Source organism: Nonomuraea sp. NPDC001636, assembly GCF_040298265.1.
GTDB lineage: Bacteria > Actinomycetota > Actinomycetes > Streptosporangiales > Streptosporangiaceae > Nonomuraea.
Map to the genome: position 1 here is coordinate 27,929 of NZ_JBEOZT010000024.1, position 17,007 is coordinate 44,935.

Consider the following 17,007-nt stretch of genomic DNA (forward strand, 5'->3'; position numbering starts at 1 on the left):
GCCGCTGGTTCGCGAGGGCCGTTCGCGGCTCCCGCGCGGTCGCGCGGTAGGGCCCCGGGCCTGTTAGCGTTACCGCTGACAGGAGGTGGCGGCGGTGAAAGCGAAGGGCGACAGGCCGGCGGTGCTCATGGACGTGGCCGTGCTCGCCGGGGTCTCTGCCATGACCGTCTCGCGCGTGCTCAACGCGCCCGACCGGGTCCGCGCGGAGACCAGGGCCCGCGTCATGGCCGCGGTGCGCGAGCTCGACTACCGGCCCAACCAGGCCGCCCGCCAGCTCGTCACGGGCAGGTCCGGGGTGCTCGGCGTGGTCAGCATCGACACCACCCTCTACGGCCCGGCCTCCACGCTCTACTGCATCGAGCAGGCGGCCAGGCGAGCCGGCTACAACGTCAGCATCGCCAGCCTGCCCTCGCTCAGCCGCAGGTCGATGGAGGAGGGCGTGCAGCGGCTGCGCGCCCAGGCGGTCGACGGCGTGATCATCGTGGCGCCGCACGAGTCGGCCGCCGACGGCCTGCGCCACCTGCCGCCGGAGATGCCGGTGGTGGCCGTCGACGCCGGCGACGACATCCCGGTGCCGGTGGCCAAGGTCGACCAGCAGGCGGGCGCCCGGCGGGTCACCCGTCACCTGCTCAGCCTCGGTCACGAGACGGTCTGGCACGTCGCCGGCCCGGCCGACTGGCTCGACGCCAACGGCCGCATCGAGGGCTGGCGCGGCGTGCTGGAGGCGGCCGGCCGGGAGGCGCCCGAGGTGCTGCGCGGCGACTGGAGCGCCCGCTCGGGCTACCAGCTCGGCCGCCGCCTGTGCGAGAACCCCGACGTCACCGCCGTGTTCGTGGCCAACGACCAGATGGCGCTCGGCGTGCTGCGCGCGCTGCGCGAGGCCGGCCGCCGGGTGCCCGAGGACGTCAGCGTGGCCGGGTTCGACGACATCCCCGAGTCGGCCTACTTCTGGCCGCCGCTGACCACCGTGCGCCAGGACTTCGGCGAGGTCGGCAGGCACGCCTTCCACCTGCTGCTCGACTTCATGGCCGGGCACGAGCCCGAGGCGCGGCGGCTGGTCGAGCCCGAGCTCGTGGTCAGGGAGAGCACGGGAGCCAGGCCGTCCCGGGCATGACCCTGATGATCGGCGGGCAGGTGTAGGGCCGTCGCGGAGGTGATCGGCTGGATGATGCTGCTCGAACGTTTCGACGCCTGGGACAAACGGGCCTTCGACCGGGTCGCGCGCTCCGACCTGCCCGTGCTCGACGCCCTGCTGCCGCACCTGTCGTCGGCGGCCGACCACTCGGTCCTGTGGGGGCTGGTGGCCGGCGTCCTGATGATGACGGGCCGGCCGCGGCTGCAGCGGGCGGGCGTCCGCGGGCTGCTGGCGATCTCGCTGGCCAGCCCGCTGACCAGCATGGTCGTCAAGCAGGCGATCCGCAGGCCGCGCCCGCTGACAGACCTCATCCCGGTGATCCGGCGCCGCCGGGTGCCGGCGTCCTCGTCGCTGCCGTCGGGGCACAGCGCGTCCGCGGTCGCCTTCGCGGTGGCGGTCGCCAGGGACGCGCCGCTGCCGGTCGCCACCTCGGTCACGCTGCTCGCCGCCGCGGTGGCCGCCTCCCGCGTGTACGTGGGCGCCCACTACCCGGGCGACGTGCTGGCCGGGGTCGCCGTCGGGGCGGCGGCGGGCTGGAGCGCCCCGGGCTGCGGACGCTGGCTGCGCCGCACGCTGGCCGCCTGCGCCGCGCCGCAGGAGGTCAGGCGGGGCCGCTGCTGGCCCGGACGATCAGGGTCGAGCGCAGCAACTGCAGGGAGTTGACCGGCGGGCGGCCCTCGTCCAGGGCGCGCAGCAGGAGCTCGATGGCCTGCCTGGTCATCTCCCTGCTCGGGACGGCGACCGTGGTGAGGGCGGGGTGCGTCACGCGTACCTCGTCGATGTCGTCGTGGCCGACCACCGACAGGTCGCCGGGCACCGAGCGGCCGCCGAGCCGGGCCGCCTCCAGCGCGCCCAGCGCGAGGATGTCGTGGGTGCAGAACAGCGCGGTCACGCCGGGGTCGGCGGTCAGGGCCGCGGTGGCGGCGGTGAAGCCGCCCATCGCCGTCGGCTCCGGCGCGGTGAAGACGGCCGCGGCCGGGACGTCGAGGCCGTCGCGGGCGAACGCGCGCCGGAACCCCTGCACGCGCAGCGCGTGCGGCGCGCTGCTCAGCACCGCGACCCGCTCGTGGCCCAGCTCGCGCAGGTGCCGCCCGGCCAGGTAGCCGGCCTGCTCGTAGTCGATCGTGACGACGGGCAGGGTGTCGGGCACCTCGCTCTCCCACGCGCACAGCGCCACGGGGAAACGCGCGTCGGCCAGCAGCGGCAGGTGCTCGGTGAGGCCGTTGTCGCCGGCGATCAGCAGGGCGTCGACCGAGCGGCTGGTCAGGCCGGTGATGTGCCGGCGGGCCCGGTCGCCGTCGAGGCGGGTGGTGCACAGCAGCAGGTGGTAGCCGTGCTCCTCCAGGACGTTCTCGGCCTCCTCGACCACGGCCGAGTAGAACGAGCTGGCCACCGTCGGCACGAACAGGCCGACGGTCATGGTGGTGCCGGTGGCCAGGGAGCGGGCGACCAGGTTGGGGGTGTAGCCGAGCTCGGCGATGGCCGCGCGCACCCTGGCCTCGGTCTCGGGGCGGACGCGTACGCGGCCGGTGACCACGTTGGAGACCGTCTGCTTGGTGACCCCGGCCCGCTCGGCCACGTCCTGCATCGTGACCACGCGGCCTCCAAGGGGTTTGACCGGTCCAATGACATCGCCCCGAAACGTAGCCGCCCGGCGCGGAGCTCGTCAACCGTCGTGCGCATTACGTGCCTTTTGACCGGACAAGAGAGCAGGAACGCGAATTCGGGCCTTGTTTGAGCGGTCAAATCTGGCGTATGGTCCGGCCACGCGGTTCCGGCTCGTGGTTCCCCCAAGGGCCCGCCCGATGTGGCGTGCCCGACAGAAAGGAGCACCCGTGTCCCCCCATCGCAACGTGCTCACCGCCGCCGCCGCGGCCCTGACGCTGGTCCTGGGCGGCTCCCTCGCCGTCCCGGCCGCGTCGGCCGCACCGCCCGACGCCACCTACACGATCACCGTCGGCTCCACCGGCCGCTACGCCCATCCCACCGACACCCCGGCGGCCACCTACATCGACAAGGACGGCACCTTCTACTTCCAGCAGTCGGCCGCCCTCTACGGCGCCTCCGACCCCCGCTACTGGGACTTCTTCACCGGCGCGAACTTCGAGACCGCCACCCGCTCGGCCGCGATCAGCGACGCGGTCAACCCGGCCAACTCCGCCGACCGCAACAACGACACGACCTGGCGCTGCAACAACAGCCCGACCGGCGTCGAGGCGACCTCCGCCGGCGCGGGCTCGGGGTACGCCCACAAGAACTACTGCGACCTGGTCGGCGTCTGGGTGGACCCCGACACCGGCGACTGGTACGGCCTGGTGCACAACGAGTTCACCCCCCAGCCCTTCGGCGACGGCCTGCACTACGACTCGCTCGACTACGCCGTCTCCCGCAACCAGGGCCGGGTGTGGACCATCCTCGGCCACGCGATCACCTCGCCGTACAGCACGAAGCGCAACGACGGCGCGGCCTTCCCCCACCAGACCTACGCCTACGGCGACGGCGACCCACGCCTGTTCGCCGACCCGGTCTCGGGCTACTTCTACGTCTACTACGGCTCGCGGATCATCCCGAAGGGCGGCGTGGGCGGCGGCAACGGCGGCCTGGCGCACGTGGCGCGGGCGCCGATGTCGGCCAAGATGGCGACCGGCTCGTGGACCAAGTGGTACGACGGCTCCTGGTCGCAGCCCGGCGTGGGCGGCAAGGAGAGCAACATGGTCCCGGTCACCGCGGCGAACCCCCGGGGCTACACGCCCGTGGGCGACGACTACGACCCGGCCAACACCGGCACGGTCGACCAGCAGATCGCCGCCGGGCAGCTGCCGCCGAAGTCCGACCTGTTCATCATGAACATCGCCTACGACGCCCACCTCGGCCTCTACCTCGGCGAGCCCGAGGTCGTCTCCGGCCGTCAGCCGCAGCGCCTCTACGTCACCGACGACCTGGCGACCCAGCGGTGGCGCCTGATCGGCGACACCGGCAGCTACGTCTCCGGCTCCTGGTACCGCTGGTTCCTCGACGACGTCAGCAGGACCGGCTCGGCCATCGTCGGCAGGACGTTCCGCTCGTACTGCTCGATCGAGTGCGCGACCTCCAGCGGCGAGTACGCGAACCTCACCGTCACCTCCACCGCGCCCGCCCCCGCACCGGCGGACCCGGCCAGGACCTACCGGATCGGCACCGGGGCGGGCCGCGTCCTGGCCCAGGTCTCCGGCGGCCCGGCGACCACCTCCGCCGCCGCCCCGACCGGCTCGCCCCTGGAGAACTGGACGTTCACCCCCAACGGCGACGGCTCCTACCGCATCGCCAACGCCTCCACCGGCGGGCTGCTCGGCGTGGACGCGGCCACGACGGCCGGCCGCGCCTGGGGGGCCAGACCGGTCGTCACCGCGCCCGGCGCCGGCGGGCCCACCGCGGGCCAGCAGTGGTTCGTGGTGCCGGGTGGAAGCGGCCACCGGCTGGTCAACCGCTACAGCGGCCTCGCGCTCGCCCTGACGGCGGACGCGTCCCGACCGGCCGAGACCACCCCCGTACGCCACTGGAGCGACACCTCCGGCGGGACGGTCGGCGGTCGCCGCACGGCCGCCGAGCAGACCCTGACGCTGACCGACACCGGCGCCGCGGGCGGCGACCTGAGCGGCACCCACACCCTGACCGCCGCCGGCAAGGCCCTGGACGACCCCGACCACTCCACCACCCCGGGCACCCAGCTCATCACCTGGACCCCCAACTCCGGCGCCAACCAGCGCTGGGTCTTCACCCGCCAGCCCGACGGCTCCTACCAGATCGCCAACGGCCTGTCCAAGCTCTGCGCGGACGTCGGCGGCGGCTCGACCGCCGCCGGCGCCCAGATCATCCAGTGGACGTGCACCGGCGCCGCGAACCAGCGCTGGCAGGTCACCCCCGCCCCCGCGGGCGGCTACCGGATCGCCTCGCAGAAGAGCGGGCTGCTGCTCACCACGGCCTCCACCGCCGACGGCGCGCTCGTCACCCAGCAGGCCGACACCGGCTCGGCGCTGCAGCGCTGGACCGTCGGCTGACACCTCCTCCGGCGGGGCCCCGTCCGGGCCCCGCCGGGCCACCCCCCGAAACTCACAGGACAGGCGGTGCCGCTCGATGAGCTCATCCCGATCCCTCCCCATCCGCAGGACGTTCGCCGGGCTCGCCGCCGGCGCGCTGGCCCTCGGCCTGGTCACCGCCTGCGGCGGCGACGCCCAGGACGCGGCCGGCAAGGAGCTCGTCTACTGGTCGATGTGGAAGCAGGGCGAACCCCAGCAGGTGGCCCTGCAGGCCGCGATCACCCGCTTCACCCGGGCCACCGGCATCAAGGTCAGGGTCGAGTGGGCCGGCCGCGACGTGGTCAAGCAGAAGCTGCCCGCCGCGCTCACCACGTCCAAGGTGCCGGACGTGGTCGACCAGTCCGACGACACGATCCGGCCGTTCATGGTGACCCCGGGCGTGGCCCGGGGGCTGGCCAAGGTGTACGAGGCCGACGTGCCCGGCGAGGCGGGCAAGAAGGTCAAGGACGTCATCCCGGCCAAGTACTCGCAGAGCCCGGCGTTGCGGCTGCCGGACGGCCAGCCGTACATGGTGCCCTACAGCGTGGCCGGCATCGGCCTGTTCTACGACGCCGCCACCCTCACCGAGACGCCGCCGAAGGACTGGACGGCGTTCCTGGCGCTGCTCGGCAGGCTCAAGGCCGGCGGCCGGACGGCCCCGCTCACCGCCGACGGCGAACAGTACTGGTCCGACTCCTACTGGATGAACTACTACCTCTACCGGACGATCGGCGCGGACGGCCTCAAGGCCATCGCCGAGGACCGGACCGGGCAGTCGTGGAAGAAGCCCGAGGTGCTGGCCGCCGCCCGGCAGATCGAGCGCTTCGCCAAGGAGGGCTACCTGCTCAAGGGGTACGACGCCGGCAAATACCCCGAGCAGCAGAAGAACTGGGCCCAGGGCCGGGCCGCGTTCATGATCATGGGTTCCTGGCTGCCCAGCGAGGTCGGCTCGTACGCCAGGGCCGGGTTCAAGCCCGCCTCCATGCCCTTCCCCGAGGTCGGCGGGCCGGCCAAGGGCGAGGAGGTCGTGCAGTTCGGCTTCGCGATGCCGGCCAAGGCCAGGAACGTCGAGGCCGGCGAGCGGTTCATCGCGTACCTGACGACCAAGCAGTTCGCCGACGACCTGGCCAGGACCGCCTCCGTGCTGTCGCCGCGCGCGGACGCGTTCGTGCCCGAGGCGCTGGCCGGGGTGAAGCGGCAGCTCGACAGCGTGCCCGAGACCTACCCGTTCGCGGCCGGGCTGAGCGTGCCGGGCTGGACCGACAAGGTCTACTACCCGACCGTGGGCGAGCTGTTCAACGGCAGGCTCACCGCGCAGGGGTTCGTGGACAAGATCACCGCGGTCCAGGCCGGCTTCTGGAAGAACCAGGGCAGCTGATGGCGGCCGAACCCGAGACGCGGCCCGGCCCGGCCGTACGCGCCCGGCAGCGGGCCTTCGTCCCCATGGTCGGCCCGGCCCTGGCGCTGCTGGGCCTCTTCGTCCTCGGCCCGGCCTGCTACGCGGTGTGGATCAGCCTCCAGCAGACCGCCGGGTACGGCGACTCGCGCTTCGTCGGCCTGCGCAACTACGCCCGCCTGCTGGGCGACCCGGTCTTCCACACCGCGCTGCTCAACACCCTGAAGCTGCTGGTCGTCGGCGGCGGCGTGACGTTCGCCGCCGGGTTCGCGCTCACGATGGTGCTCAGGGAGATGCGCGGGCGGCTGATCGCCCGCAACATCCTGTTCTTCCCCAACATCGTCAGCGCGCTGGTGCCGGCCATCGTGGCGGGCTTCCTGTTCAACCCCGACGGGCTGGTCAACACCGTGCTGAGGGGCGTCTTCGGGGTGAGCGACCCGCCCAAGTGGCTGGCCGTGGACAACACGTTCACGCTCATCATGGTCGTGGCGATCTGGGCGGCCGTCGGGTACTACACCACGATCATCATGGCCGCCGTCGACCGCATCCCCGCCTCCTTCTACGAGGACTGCGCGCTGCTCGGGGCCACGTCCTGGCAGCGGCTGCGGCATGTCACGATCCCGCTGACCTGGGACGTGCTCAGCGTCTGCGCGCTGCTGTGGACCATCAGCTCGATCAAGGTGTTCGAGCTGGTGCTGGTGTTCGGCGGCGGCACCGCGGGCACGCCGCCGACCAGCACCTGGACCGTCGCCCTCTACAGCTACGCGGCCACGTACGGCGGCTCGGGCTCGCCGCCCGAGCTGGGGATGACCGCCGCCAGCGCGCTGTTCAGCCTGCTGATCGCGGCGGCCGTGGTGCTCCTGCTGCGGCGGGCGCTCGACCGTGAAGCCGTCCGGTTCTGAAAGGGACGACCATGAGACCGACGAGGCTCGCGCCCATGAAGGCGGCCGTGTGGGCGGTCGTCGCCGCCGACGTGGCGCTGCTGGCGTGGGTGCTGATCACATCGCTGAAGAGCACCCGCGACGTGTTCGACCATCCCTGGCGGCTGCCGATCCCGCCGACGCCGGACAACTACCTGACCGCGCTGGAGGTCGGGAACTTCGGCCGGGCCGCGGTCAACAGCGCGGTCGTGGGCGTGCTGTCCTCGGTGCTGGCCGTGGTGGTCGCCGCGCCGGCCGCGTACGCGCTGACCCGGACGGCGAACCGCGCGGGACGGCCGCTGACGCTGCTGTTCGCGCTCGGGACCGGCGTGCCCACGCAGGTCATCCTGCTGCCGATCTTCCTCATGCTGAGCACCCTGGAGCTCACCTCCACCCTGACCGGCCTCACCCTGGCCTACGTCGGCACGGCCATGCCGTTCACCGTCTTCCTGCTGACCGGCTTCTTCCGGTCGCTGCCCGGCGAGCTGGAGGAGGCCGCCGCGCTGGACGGCGCCGGGGTGTGGCGGACGTTCGTGCGCATCGTGGTGCCGGTCGCCCGGCCGGGGCTGGTCACCGTGTTCGTGCTGCAGCTCATCGTCTCCTGGAACGAGACCATGCTCGCCCTGGTGCTGATGCAGGACGACGAGAAGGAGACGCTGCCGGTGGCGCTGATCGGCTTCGCCCAGCAGCAGCAGTACACCGGCACCAACTGGGGCGGTATGTTCGCCGGCGTCTGCGTGGTCGTGCTGCCCATGGTGGTGCTGTTCGCCTGGGTGGGACGCCGCGTCACCGAAGGCATCACCTTGGGGATGGGGAAATGACGACGACCGTCCGCCGCACCACGATCACTCTGCCGGTCGCGCTGCCCGGCCCGGACAACCCGCTGCCGCCCCTCGGCGAAGTCGCCGGGCCCGCGGCCACGGTCGCCGGCGCGCCGCCCGACATGGCCTTCCAGCTCTCCTACGGCAGGCTCGGCTCCGTGCTGCCCTGCCGCGTCCAGGACGGCTACGACCGGGCGCGCCGGCCCCGCCGGGTCGAGGCGATCCAGCTCGCCAACGACCGGCTGAGCGCGACCGTGCTGCCCGGCTGGGGCGGCCGGCTGTACTCCCTGGTCCACCGCGACCACGGCGAGCTGCTCTACCGGAACCCGGTGCTGCAACCGGCGAACTTCGGGCTGACCGGCGCCTGGTTCTCCGGCGGCGTGGAGTGGAACTCCGGCTCGACCGGGCACACCACGCTGACCTGCCGCCCGGTCTTCGCCGGGGACGCCGAGGGGCCCGACGGCACGCCGATGGTGCGGATATGGGAGTGGGAACGCACCCGGGACCTGCCGTACCAGGTCGACTTCTGGCTGCCGCGCGGATCGGACTTCCTGTACGTGGGCGTGCGCATGCGCAACCCGCACCCGCACGAGGTGCCGGCGTACTGGTGGTCGAACACCGCCGTCCCCGAGACCGGGCGGACGCGCGTGCTCGCCCCGGCCGGCACCGCCTGGCACTTCGGCTACGCCGGGCGGCTCGAACAGGTCCCGATCCCGGTCTGGGACGGCCTGGACCGCAGCTACCCGGCCCGCGCAGACCACGCCGCCGACTACTTCTTCGAGCTCGGCGACCGCCGTCCGTGGATCGCCGCGCTCGACGGCTCCGGCGCGGGCCTCGTGCACACCTCCACCCGGTCGCTGCGCGGGCGCAAGCTCTTCCTGTGGGGACGCGGGCCGGGCGGCCGCCGCTGGCAGGACTGGCTCACCGAGCCCGGCGCCGGCGGCTACCTGGAGATCCAGGCGGGGCTGGCCCGCACCCAGCTGGAACACGTGCCGCTGCCCGGCGGGGGCGAGTTCTCCTGGCTGGAGGCGTACGGGCCGCTGCGCGCCGACCCCGCCGCCGTGCACGGCGCGGACTGGACGGAGGCGGTGCGGGCGGCCGAGGAGGAGCTGGCGGCCCGGCTGCCGGCCGCCGAGGTGTCCGCCGCCTGGCGCAAGTGGCGGCCGCACGCCGACCAGGAGCCCGTCCGGATGCTGGCGGAGGGGTCCGGCCGGGGTGCCCTGGAGGTGGCGCGCGCCGGCCTCACCACGCCCGGAACCCCGTTCCCCCGGTCCACCCTCGGTCCCGGCCAGTCGCCCTGGCTGACTTTGCTCACCACCGGCGCCTTCCCCCGTCCCGAGCCCTCTCCCGGCGCGGATCCCGGGCACAGCCTCGTGTCCGCGCCGTGGCGGCGGCTGCTGGAGCGGGCGCCGGAGACCTGGGTGACGGCCTACCACCTGGGCGTGGCCGCCTGGCACGCGGAGGACCGCGCGGAGGCCGTACGCGCGTGGCGGCGCTCCGCCGAGCTGCGCCCGAACCCCTGGGCGACCCGCTGCCTGGCCCGCACCACCGCGAACCCGGACGAACGGGCCACCCTGTACCGCACAGCCCTCCACCGGACGGCCGGACTCGTCCGGGAGCGCCTGGCGGCGGAGGCGGCCGTCGCGCTGCTGGAGGCCGGCCGGGCCGCCGAGTGCCTGGCCGTCCTGGACACCCTGCCCCCGACCGGCCGGGCCGTCCTGCTGCGCGCCCGCGCCCTGCTCGCCGCCGGGGACCGGGACGGCGCCCGCGCGCTGTTCGACGCCGGCTTCGACGTCGATGACCTGCGGGAGGGCGAGCCCGTCCTGCACGAGACCTGGTCGCGCCTGACCACCGACCCGCTGCCCGCGCGCTACGACTTCCGCATGCACCCGGACGACGCCTGACCCCGCAGGCGCGGCCGGCGCCCGGGAGGGGCGGTCACTCGCCGGTGTCGGTGGTCACCGCGTCGGAGTCGGGCGCCTTGATGGACACCTTGGCGCCCCACCCGGTGAAGCGGCTGTCGATGGTGATCGTGCCGCCCTCGAACCGGTTGGTGTCGAGGATCCCCGTGGCCGCGTACGACGACCGCACCCGGCTCACCAGCCCGGCGGAGTTCAGCGTGAGCGTGTACGAGACCTTCGTGTCGTCGTGCATGCGCAGCGGGATCGAGGCCCCGAACCAGCGCGACACCTTCTCCAGTTCCTTGAAGGTGATCTTCCCGGTGAGCGTGCTGCCGCTCAGCCTGCCCTTCTTGACCAGCGCCGCCAGCGTGGCGGGCTCGACGGGGTTGATCACCTGCCCGTGGAAGCCGCTGCCGCCGCCGAGCAGGGCCTTGCCCTTGAGCCACGACTTGCCCTCCGGCAGGCGGTCCGCCCACATGCCGCCGGAGGTGTAGCTGACATTGCCGATGCTGATCGTCCGCTCGCGGGGCCGGCCCACGGGGGTGGCGGTGATGTCGGAGGCCGCCACCCCCTTGGCGCCGAACTGGAAGGTGCCCTTGCGGCTCTGGATCTTGCCCTTGTTCGGGCCCGAGAGCATGGTCGTCTCGGTGAACCGCACGCCGTGCCCGGTGGCGAGCTTGGCCTTGAGGGCGCGTACGGGGTCCTTGGGGGCCGCCTGGGCGGGCGCGGTCGCCGTCAGCACGCAGGCGCAGGCCGCCAGGGCAGTGATCATCGTCTTCTTCACGAGCCGAGATCCTGCCGCAGGATGATCACGGCCAGGGCACGGCCGTCCTCGGCTCCGCGGCGGTCAGCCCAGCAGCGGGAAGCGGTCGTCGGCGGACGGGAGCCGTCCGGTGGCTTCGAGCACGTACGTCGTCAGGTCCAGATGGGCCGGGCGGTCCGCGCCGAGCAGCCCGTCGAGGGTCTCGCCCGCCAGTTCCAGCGCCTCCCGGGCGGGCGGCCGCGCGGCCCGCAGGTCGAGGTGGTGGACGGCGGCCTCGGTCGCCAGCGTGGCCAGGAAGTCGGGCACGGCGATCACGTGGCCCTGCGTGGCGACATGCCCCGCCGGGTCGGCCGCGAGCGCCGCCCGCACGGCGGCCGGGGCGGTGTCCTGCCACACCCGCAGCACCCCGGAGGGCCGGGTGAAGGCGGACGCGGACCTGCGCACCCACCAGGCGTGAGCGTCCGCGCCGCCCCCGGCGCCCTCGGGGGCGTCCTGGACGGGCTGGAAGGAGCTCCAATAGGTGACGTGGTCCACGTCTGGCGGCCCGTCGGCGGGGGTGGCGAACGCGACGAGCGCTCGCTGGGCGTCGCACAACACGTGGAAGAGCAGATCCACCCCGGCCCAGCCGGCGCACCGGGTGGGGCTGAGCGGATCGGTCTCGGTCACCGCGGCCGTGAACTCGCGGTAGGCGGCGGCGAGGGCCGTGCGGGCACGTTCGATGTCCATGGGGACGATTCTGTCCCGCGGCCCGCCGCTTCCGTCCGGACGGGCGGGCAACCCCGCTGGTACGGACGCTGCGGAAAGTGCGTCCGCCACCCCGCGGCCGTCAGCTCCCCGGCCCGTGAGGGCGGCCGGTTGGATCCCGGCATCGAGGCAGGCGGGGCTAGGACAACCGAAAGGCCAGACCCCGTTGTCCCGGGTCTGGCCTTTGGAGTGTGGTGGACGATACTGGGATTGAACCAGTGACCTCTTCCGTGTCAGGGAAGCGCTCTCCCGCTGAGCTAATCGTCCTTGGAGGTGGAGACGGGATTTGAACCCGTGTGGACGGCTTTGCAGGCCGCTGCCTCGCCTCTCGGCCACTCCACCGAGTCGAACCACTCCGAGCGGAAGACGGGATTCGAACCCGCGACCCTCACCTTGGCAAGGTGATGCTCTACCACTGAGCCACTTCCGCGCTGTTGCGTGCCTAACTCTAGCGCCTTTTCCGACCAGATGCTTCCCGCTACTTGCGGAGCCGGCGGGCGACGCCGCGTTCGGTGGCCGGCAGGCTCAGGAAGATCTCCAGGATCCGGGTGAGCCGGTGGACCTCGATGCGGTGGAAGGCCGGACCCTCGGAGCGGGCCAGCAGCAACGTCAGGGCGAGCGGCGGGAGCGGGGCGTGGATGGCGTGCACGCCGCCGTCCAGCGTGAGGGCCGACGGGCGGGGCGGGGCCGGGCTGGGGACGGTCAGGCCCTGCGGGGCGCGCCAGCTCGCGTAGACCACGCCGTGGTCGGCGGCGGTGGCGGCCCAGTCGGCGCTGAACAGCACCGGCAGCGAGTCGACGAGCGTGGTCAGCGCACGGTCGCCCGCCGTGGTGATGTACTTGAGTATCTCCAGCTCGGGATAGGTGCCGGCGGTCTCGCGGGTGGTCCAGATGCCTTCCACCCGGACGTCGTCGACGCTCTCCAGGCTCTTGACCAGCACCTCCCGCGGGGTGCTCTCGGGGCAGAAGACGGTGATGTCGTCGACCGCCGAGCCGGCCCCCCGGTCGAGGACGGTGACCTGGGTGATGTCGGCCCCCGCCGTGCCCAGGGCCTTGGTGACCTGGGCCAGAGACCCCGGACGGTCGGGCAGCGCCACGCGCACGCGAAGAAGCATCGATCCCTCCCTGGTGATGCCGTTCACAGCCTATCGGCGAATACCGCTTCCGGCCTGAGCTGCGCTACAACTGACGGAGTGAAGATTGGGCCGATTGGGGCATGGCCGCCCGTGGTGCTGGCGCCCATGGCGGGCATCACGAACGCGCCGTTCCGGGTGTTGTGCCGGGAACAGGGCGCCGGGCTGTTCGTGTGCGAGATGATCACGACGCGGGCGCTGGTCGAGCGCAATCCCAAGACGCTCAGGATGATCAGGTTCGCCGAGTCGGAGCGGCCGAGGAGCCTGCAGCTCTACGGCGTCGACCCCGACATCGTCGGGCGGGCGGTCCGGATGATCGCCGAGGAGGACCTGGCCGACCACGTCGATCTCAACTTCGGCTGCCCGGTGCCCAAGGTGACCAGGCGCGGGGGCGGGTCGGCGCTGCCGTACAAGAGGAACCTGCTGCGGCGGATCCTGCGGGCGGCGGTGGCGAACGCGGGGGCGCTGCCGGTGACGATGAAGATGCGCAAGGGCATCGACGACGACCACCTGACCTACCTCGACGCCGGCCGCATCGCGGCCGAGGAGGGCGTCGCGGCGATCGCCCTGCACGCCCGCACGGCGAAGCAGCACTACGGCGGCGTGGCCGACTGGGCGGCGATCGCGCGGCTGAAGGAGGCCGTGCCCGAGATCCCGGTGCTGGGCAACGGCGACATCTGGTCGGCCGACGACGCGTTGCGCATGGTGGCGAGCACCGGCTGCGACGGCGTCGTGGTGGGGCGCGGCTGCCTCGGGCGTCCGTGGCTGTTCAAAGACCTGGAGAACGCGTTCAACGGCAGCCCCGAGCGGGTCAGGCCGACGCTCGGCGAGGTGGCCGGGACGATGGAGCGCCACGCGGCCGGCCTCACCGAGTGCTTCGACACCGAGCGGTACGCGATCGCCGACTTCCGCAAGCACGTCGGGTGGTACCTCAAGGGGTTCGAGGTCGGGAGCGCGCTGCGGCGGGAGCTGGCCACGGCCGAGTCGCTCGACGGGCTCCGTGAGGGGCTGGCCAAGCTCGACCACGACCAGCCGTGGCCGCCGAACACCGACACGCCCCGGGGCAAGTCGGGCGAGCGTCAGAAGGTGCAACTGCCTGACGGGTGGCTCGACGACCCGTGGGACTGCGTGGTCCCGGACGAGGCGGAGTCGGACATATCCGGCGGCTGACGGCGGGGCGGAGCGGGCGTCCGGCTGTCGGACGTTTCCGGTGGCTGACCGGCCGCGATCAGTGGGGGCCGGTGGCCTCGGTGCCGCAGGGGCCGCCGCCGGCCGACGGCTCCAGCAGCACGCGCTCGCCGTCCATCGTCAGCGTCTCGTACCAGGACGAGATGCGCTCGGCCGAGCGGCCGGTGTAGTGGCAGATGAAGCTGCGCCTGAACCGGTCGGCCGTGCTGTTCGGCTCCGACCCGTGCACCAGGCTGCCGTTGAAGAAGAGCACGTCGCCGGGCTGCATGTCCACGGGCACCCGCTCCAGGCCCGGGGGCGGCGGGACGTACTCGCGGGTGAAGGAGAGGTCCTGGTCGGCCTCCTCCGGGCAGAACAGGTCCATCAGGTGGGTGCCGGGGACCACTTCGAGGCCGCCGTTGGCGCGGTCGACGCGGTCCAGCGCCACCCAGGCGGCCACGCACGTGCCCGGCTCGACGCGCAGGTAGAAGTTGTCCTGGTGCAGCGCCTGCCCGCGGGCGCCCGGCGGCTTGAAGTAGAACATGCTCTGGGCTGCTATCGGCTCCTCGCCCAGCAGCTCGCGCAGGATCGCGGCGAAGCGGGCGTCGAGCAGGTAGCGCAGGGCGACGTCGTTCACCTGGTGGGGGTGCATGATCCGGGGGTAGTCGCGCAGGACGTCGTAGGGCGCGCCCGGTTCCTGGGGGACGGGCGAGAAATGCCCGGGTATCGGGCCGGCGGCGTGCAGGGCCATGAACTCCTCGCGCAGCTCGGCCACCTCCTCGGGGGCCAGCAGCGCGGGGACGAGCACGTACCCCCGGTCGTGGAAGTCGTTCAGCCTCATGCCCTTCACCGTAGGGATCCGGCTCGTGGGACGGTATGACCGTGACCGCTGAGAACCTGTCTGTTCCTGCTGCCGAGCTGATGATCGTCGGCCACTACGACAAGCCGGCCGGGTACGGCACCCGCCGCCCCCACGGTTCGCCGAGCTGGCTGCTGCTGTGGACCCAGGCGGGGGAGGGGCGGGTCGAGCAGGCGGGGGCGGCGTTCACCGTGCGGGAGGGGGACCTGGCGGTGCTCGGGCCGGGCTCGGCGCAGCGTTACCGGGTCGCGCCGGGGGCGGGGAGATGGCGGTTCTGGTGGGTGCACTTCCAGCCGCGCCCGTCCTGGACGGCCTGGCTCGCGCCGTACCCGCCGGCCACCGGCTGCCACCTGGTCGAGGGCGTGCCGGTCGGGGTGCGCGACCGCGTCGACCGGGCCTTCGACCGCGCGTTCCAGGACGCCCGCTGGATCCCCGGCCACCCCGCCCCCGCCGTGCCCCCCGCCCCTGCCGTGCCCGCCGGGCCGCTGTCCGCCGCGCCGCCCGCGCCGGTGGTCGTCATGGGCAGTCCCGCCCGGGAGCTGGTGCTCGGGGCGGTGGAGGAGGTGCTGGTGCTGGCCACGGCCTCGGCGGGGGCCGTCCCCGCCCCGGGGGCCGAGGGCGGGGACGAGCGGGTGCGCCGGGTGCTCGACCTCATCGCCGCCGAGCCCGGCGCCCAGCACTCGGTCGCCTCGCTGGCCCGCGCCGTGGCGCTGTCGCCGTCCAGGTTCGCGCACCTGTTCGCGGCCGAGACCGGCCAGACCCCGATGGGCGCCGTGCGCCGGGCGCGGGTGCGGCACGCCGCGAGCCTGCTGGAGGTGACCGACCTGGACGTCGGCCAGGTGGCCGCCGCCTCGGGGTTCGTCAGCCCGTTCCACTTCAGCCGCGCCTTCAGGCGCGAGTACGGCCTGCCGCCCCGCGACTACCGCGCCCGCCTGCGCCGCCCCTGACCCCCGTCAGCCGCCCGGCTCGGACCTCGACCGGCTCACACCTCGCCCGGCTCACACCTCGCCCGGCTCACACCTCGACCGGGCCGCCGCTGCGCCAGTAGACGTTGCCCTCCCTGGACAGCAGCCCCTCGTCCACCAGGTAGCGGCGCAGCGCCGCGAAGTCGTCGTGGAAGGCCCGCAGGGCCACGTTGACGTCGGCCTCGGGGTAGCGCACGCCCGGCTCGAACACCCGCGAGACGTAACGCAGCACGATCAGCCGCTTGTCGCGGCGCATGCCCATGGTGGTCAGCCGGCCGTCGACCAGGAACGTGCGCAGCACCCGCTCCTCGGCGCTCAGCTCGGCGGGCGGCTCGGCCCGCTCCCGCAGCAGCTCGCGGAAGCGCTCCGGCCGGGCCCGCCACTTGCCGTCGTCGTCGCGTTCGGCCAGGCCGCCGCTGGCCAGCCGGTCGAGCGCCTTGGGGGGCAGGTCGCCGGTGTCACCGAGCACCAGGGACGCGAGTGCGCGCAGGGTGTCGTCCTGGCAGAGCAACCCGAGCACGCGTCTGAGGTCTTCGTCGCTCACCCCTACCATTTTGTCCCATGATCGCAGCACTGTTCGTCGCCGTCGGCCTGGCCATCCCGGGCAACTTCCTGCTGTACGAGAAGGACGCCGCCAAGAAGGACCCCAACCCCGAGCACAGCTGGACGGTGTCGGGCAAGAAGAACGCCCGGCTCGTCGTGAACCCGTGCCAGAAGGCCGGGCTGGGCCAGGCCGGGCGCACGGCGGCCAGGACGATCGTCTACACGTCGGTGCCCGACTACTCCAAGTCCGAGCAGGTGATCCTCTACTCCTCGCCGGAGGCGGCCGGCAAGGCGGTCGGCGACCTCAGGGCGGCCGTACGGGCCTGCGGCACCGCGGCGTACCGGTACGGCGCGGCCAAGATCGCGCTCGGCGACGAGGGCCTGCTGGTCACCGGCCAGGCCTACGACCACGGCAAGCCGGCCGTCGGCGGCGAGCGGGCCGTCGTGACCCGCCGCGCCAACGCCCTGATCGTCTACACGGCCGGCGGCGAGTGGGGCAAGCCCGCCAAGGCCGACTTCAGCCGGCAGCGGAAGGACGCGGGCACGATGCTCGCCAAGATCTGCACGCTGGCGAAGTGCTGAATGTCTCGATCTTGAGACATCGCC

General features: G+C 73.2%; 16 protein-coding genes and 3 tRNA genes. 10 read left to right on the forward strand and 9 right to left on the reverse strand.

Features of this window, described 5'->3' with window-relative positions; translation table 11 throughout:
* Nucleotides 1-94: 94 nt before the first annotated feature.
* Both ABT158_RS35670 and ABT158_RS35675 read left to right on the forward strand, forming a co-directional pair.
* Nucleotides 95-1,114, forward strand: coding sequence for a LacI family DNA-binding transcriptional regulator (locus tag ABT158_RS35670; RefSeq protein WP_502911595.1), 1,020 nt, complete (start codon nucleotides 95-97; stop codon nucleotides 1,112-1,114).
* A 39-nt stretch (nucleotides 1,115-1,153) separates the two neighbouring features.
* A complete protein-coding gene (locus tag ABT158_RS35675; RefSeq protein ID WP_352361175.1) occupies nucleotides 1,154-1,798 on the forward strand; it encodes a phosphatase PAP2 family protein in 645 nt (214 codons plus the stop codon).
* Here the strand turns inward: ABT158_RS35675 and ABT158_RS35680 are convergent.
* On the reverse strand, nucleotides 1,737-2,723 hold the full coding sequence (locus tag ABT158_RS35680; RefSeq protein ID WP_352361449.1) for a LacI family DNA-binding transcriptional regulator: 987 nt from the start codon (nucleotides 2,721-2,723) through the stop codon (nucleotides 1,737-1,739). The two genes, ABT158_RS35675 and ABT158_RS35680, sit on opposite strands and share 62 nt — an antisense overlap.
* 247 nt (nucleotides 2,724-2,970) lie before the next feature.
* On the opposite strand from ABT158_RS35680, the gene ABT158_RS35685 reads away from it, so the two are divergent.
* The 5 genes from ABT158_RS35685 to ABT158_RS35705 all read left to right on the forward strand — a co-directional run bounded on the left by ABT158_RS35685 (nucleotide 2,971) and on the right by ABT158_RS35705 (nucleotide 10,231).
* On the forward strand, nucleotides 2,971-5,172 hold the full coding sequence (locus ABT158_RS35685; RefSeq protein ID WP_352361177.1) for an RICIN domain-containing protein: 2,202 nt from the start codon (nucleotides 2,971-2,973) through the stop codon (nucleotides 5,170-5,172).
* Between the two features lie 76 nt (nucleotides 5,173-5,248).
* Nucleotides 5,249-6,568: an ABC transporter substrate-binding protein gene (locus ABT158_RS35690; RefSeq protein ID WP_352361179.1), complete on the forward strand. Its 1,320-nt coding sequence runs from the start codon at nucleotides 5,249-5,251 to the stop codon at nucleotides 6,566-6,568.
* Nucleotides 6,568-7,488, forward strand: a complete 921-nt coding sequence (locus ABT158_RS35695) for a carbohydrate ABC transporter permease (RefSeq protein WP_352361181.1) — start codon at nucleotides 6,568-6,570, stop codon at nucleotides 7,486-7,488. Before ABT158_RS35690 ends, ABT158_RS35695 begins: the two co-directional genes overlap by 1 nt.
* 11 nt (nucleotides 7,489-7,499) lie before the next feature.
* Nucleotides 7,500-8,327, forward strand: coding sequence for a carbohydrate ABC transporter permease (locus ABT158_RS35700; protein ID WP_352361183.1), 828 nt, complete (start codon nucleotides 7,500-7,502; stop codon nucleotides 8,325-8,327).
* Entirely contained in the window at nucleotides 8,324-10,231 is a 1,908-nt protein-coding gene (locus ABT158_RS35705) for a DUF5107 domain-containing protein (protein ID WP_352361185.1), read from the forward strand. The genes ABT158_RS35700 and ABT158_RS35705 overlap by 4 nt, the downstream gene beginning before the upstream one ends.
* 34 nt (nucleotides 10,232-10,265) lie before the next feature.
* Here the strand turns inward: ABT158_RS35705 and ABT158_RS35710 are convergent, their stop codons facing one another.
* From ABT158_RS35710 to ABT158_RS35735, 6 genes are all read right to left on the reverse strand, one after another.
* Complete coding sequence (locus ABT158_RS35710) at nucleotides 10,266-11,012, reverse strand: hypothetical protein (RefSeq protein WP_352361187.1); 747 nt, start codon at nucleotides 11,010-11,012, stop codon at nucleotides 10,266-10,268.
* Nucleotides 11,013-11,075: 63 nt separating this feature from the next.
* Nucleotides 11,076-11,717: a maleylpyruvate isomerase N-terminal domain-containing protein gene (locus tag ABT158_RS35715; RefSeq protein ID WP_352361189.1), complete on the reverse strand. Its 642-nt coding sequence runs from the start codon at nucleotides 11,715-11,717 to the stop codon at nucleotides 11,076-11,078.
* Between the two features lie 210 nt (nucleotides 11,718-11,927).
* Nucleotides 11,928-12,002, reverse strand: a tRNA-Val gene (locus ABT158_RS35720).
* A gap of 1 nt (nucleotide 12,003) precedes the next feature.
* Nucleotides 12,004-12,077 (reverse strand) — tRNA-Cys (locus tag ABT158_RS35725).
* A gap of 16 nt (nucleotides 12,078-12,093) precedes the next feature.
* Nucleotides 12,094-12,165, reverse strand: a tRNA-Gly gene (locus tag ABT158_RS35730).
* A 48-nt stretch (nucleotides 12,166-12,213) separates the two neighbouring features.
* The gene (locus ABT158_RS35735; protein WP_352361191.1) at nucleotides 12,214-12,849 is read right to left on the reverse strand and encodes an ACT domain-containing protein; all 636 of its coding nucleotides are present in this window, start codon (nucleotides 12,847-12,849) and stop codon (nucleotides 12,214-12,216) included.
* Nucleotides 12,850-12,927: 78 nt separating this feature from the next.
* Between ABT158_RS35735 and dusB the strand changes: the two genes are divergently transcribed.
* Nucleotides 12,928-14,037, forward strand: a complete 1,110-nt coding sequence (dusB, locus tag ABT158_RS35740; RefSeq protein WP_352361193.1) for a tRNA dihydrouridine synthase DusB — start codon at nucleotides 12,928-12,930, stop codon at nucleotides 14,035-14,037.
* Between the two features lie 58 nt (nucleotides 14,038-14,095).
* Here the strand turns inward: dusB and ABT158_RS35745 are convergent, their stop codons facing one another.
* On the reverse strand, nucleotides 14,096-14,875 hold the full coding sequence (locus tag ABT158_RS35745; protein WP_352361195.1) for a phytanoyl-CoA dioxygenase family protein: 780 nt from the start codon (nucleotides 14,873-14,875) through the stop codon (nucleotides 14,096-14,098).
* Nucleotides 14,876-14,916: 41 nt separating this feature from the next.
* Here ABT158_RS35745 and ABT158_RS35750 point away from each other — a divergent pair, with 41 nt between their 5' ends.
* A complete protein-coding gene (locus tag ABT158_RS35750; protein WP_352361197.1) occupies nucleotides 14,917-15,840 on the forward strand; it encodes a helix-turn-helix domain-containing protein in 924 nt (307 codons plus the stop codon).
* Between the two features lie 67 nt (nucleotides 15,841-15,907).
* On the opposite strand, the gene ABT158_RS35755 is transcribed toward ABT158_RS35750, so the two are convergent.
* On the reverse strand, nucleotides 15,908-16,402 hold the full coding sequence (locus ABT158_RS35755) for a DUF2087 domain-containing protein (RefSeq protein ID WP_502911596.1): 495 nt from the start codon (nucleotides 16,400-16,402) through the stop codon (nucleotides 15,908-15,910).
* A 17-nt stretch (nucleotides 16,403-16,419) separates the two neighbouring features.
* Between ABT158_RS35755 and ABT158_RS35760 the strand changes: the two genes are divergently transcribed.
* Entirely contained in the window at nucleotides 16,420-16,983 is a 564-nt protein-coding gene (locus ABT158_RS35760; protein WP_352361200.1) for a hypothetical protein, read from the forward strand.
* The last annotated feature ends 24 nt before the right edge of the window (nucleotides 16,984-17,007 follow it).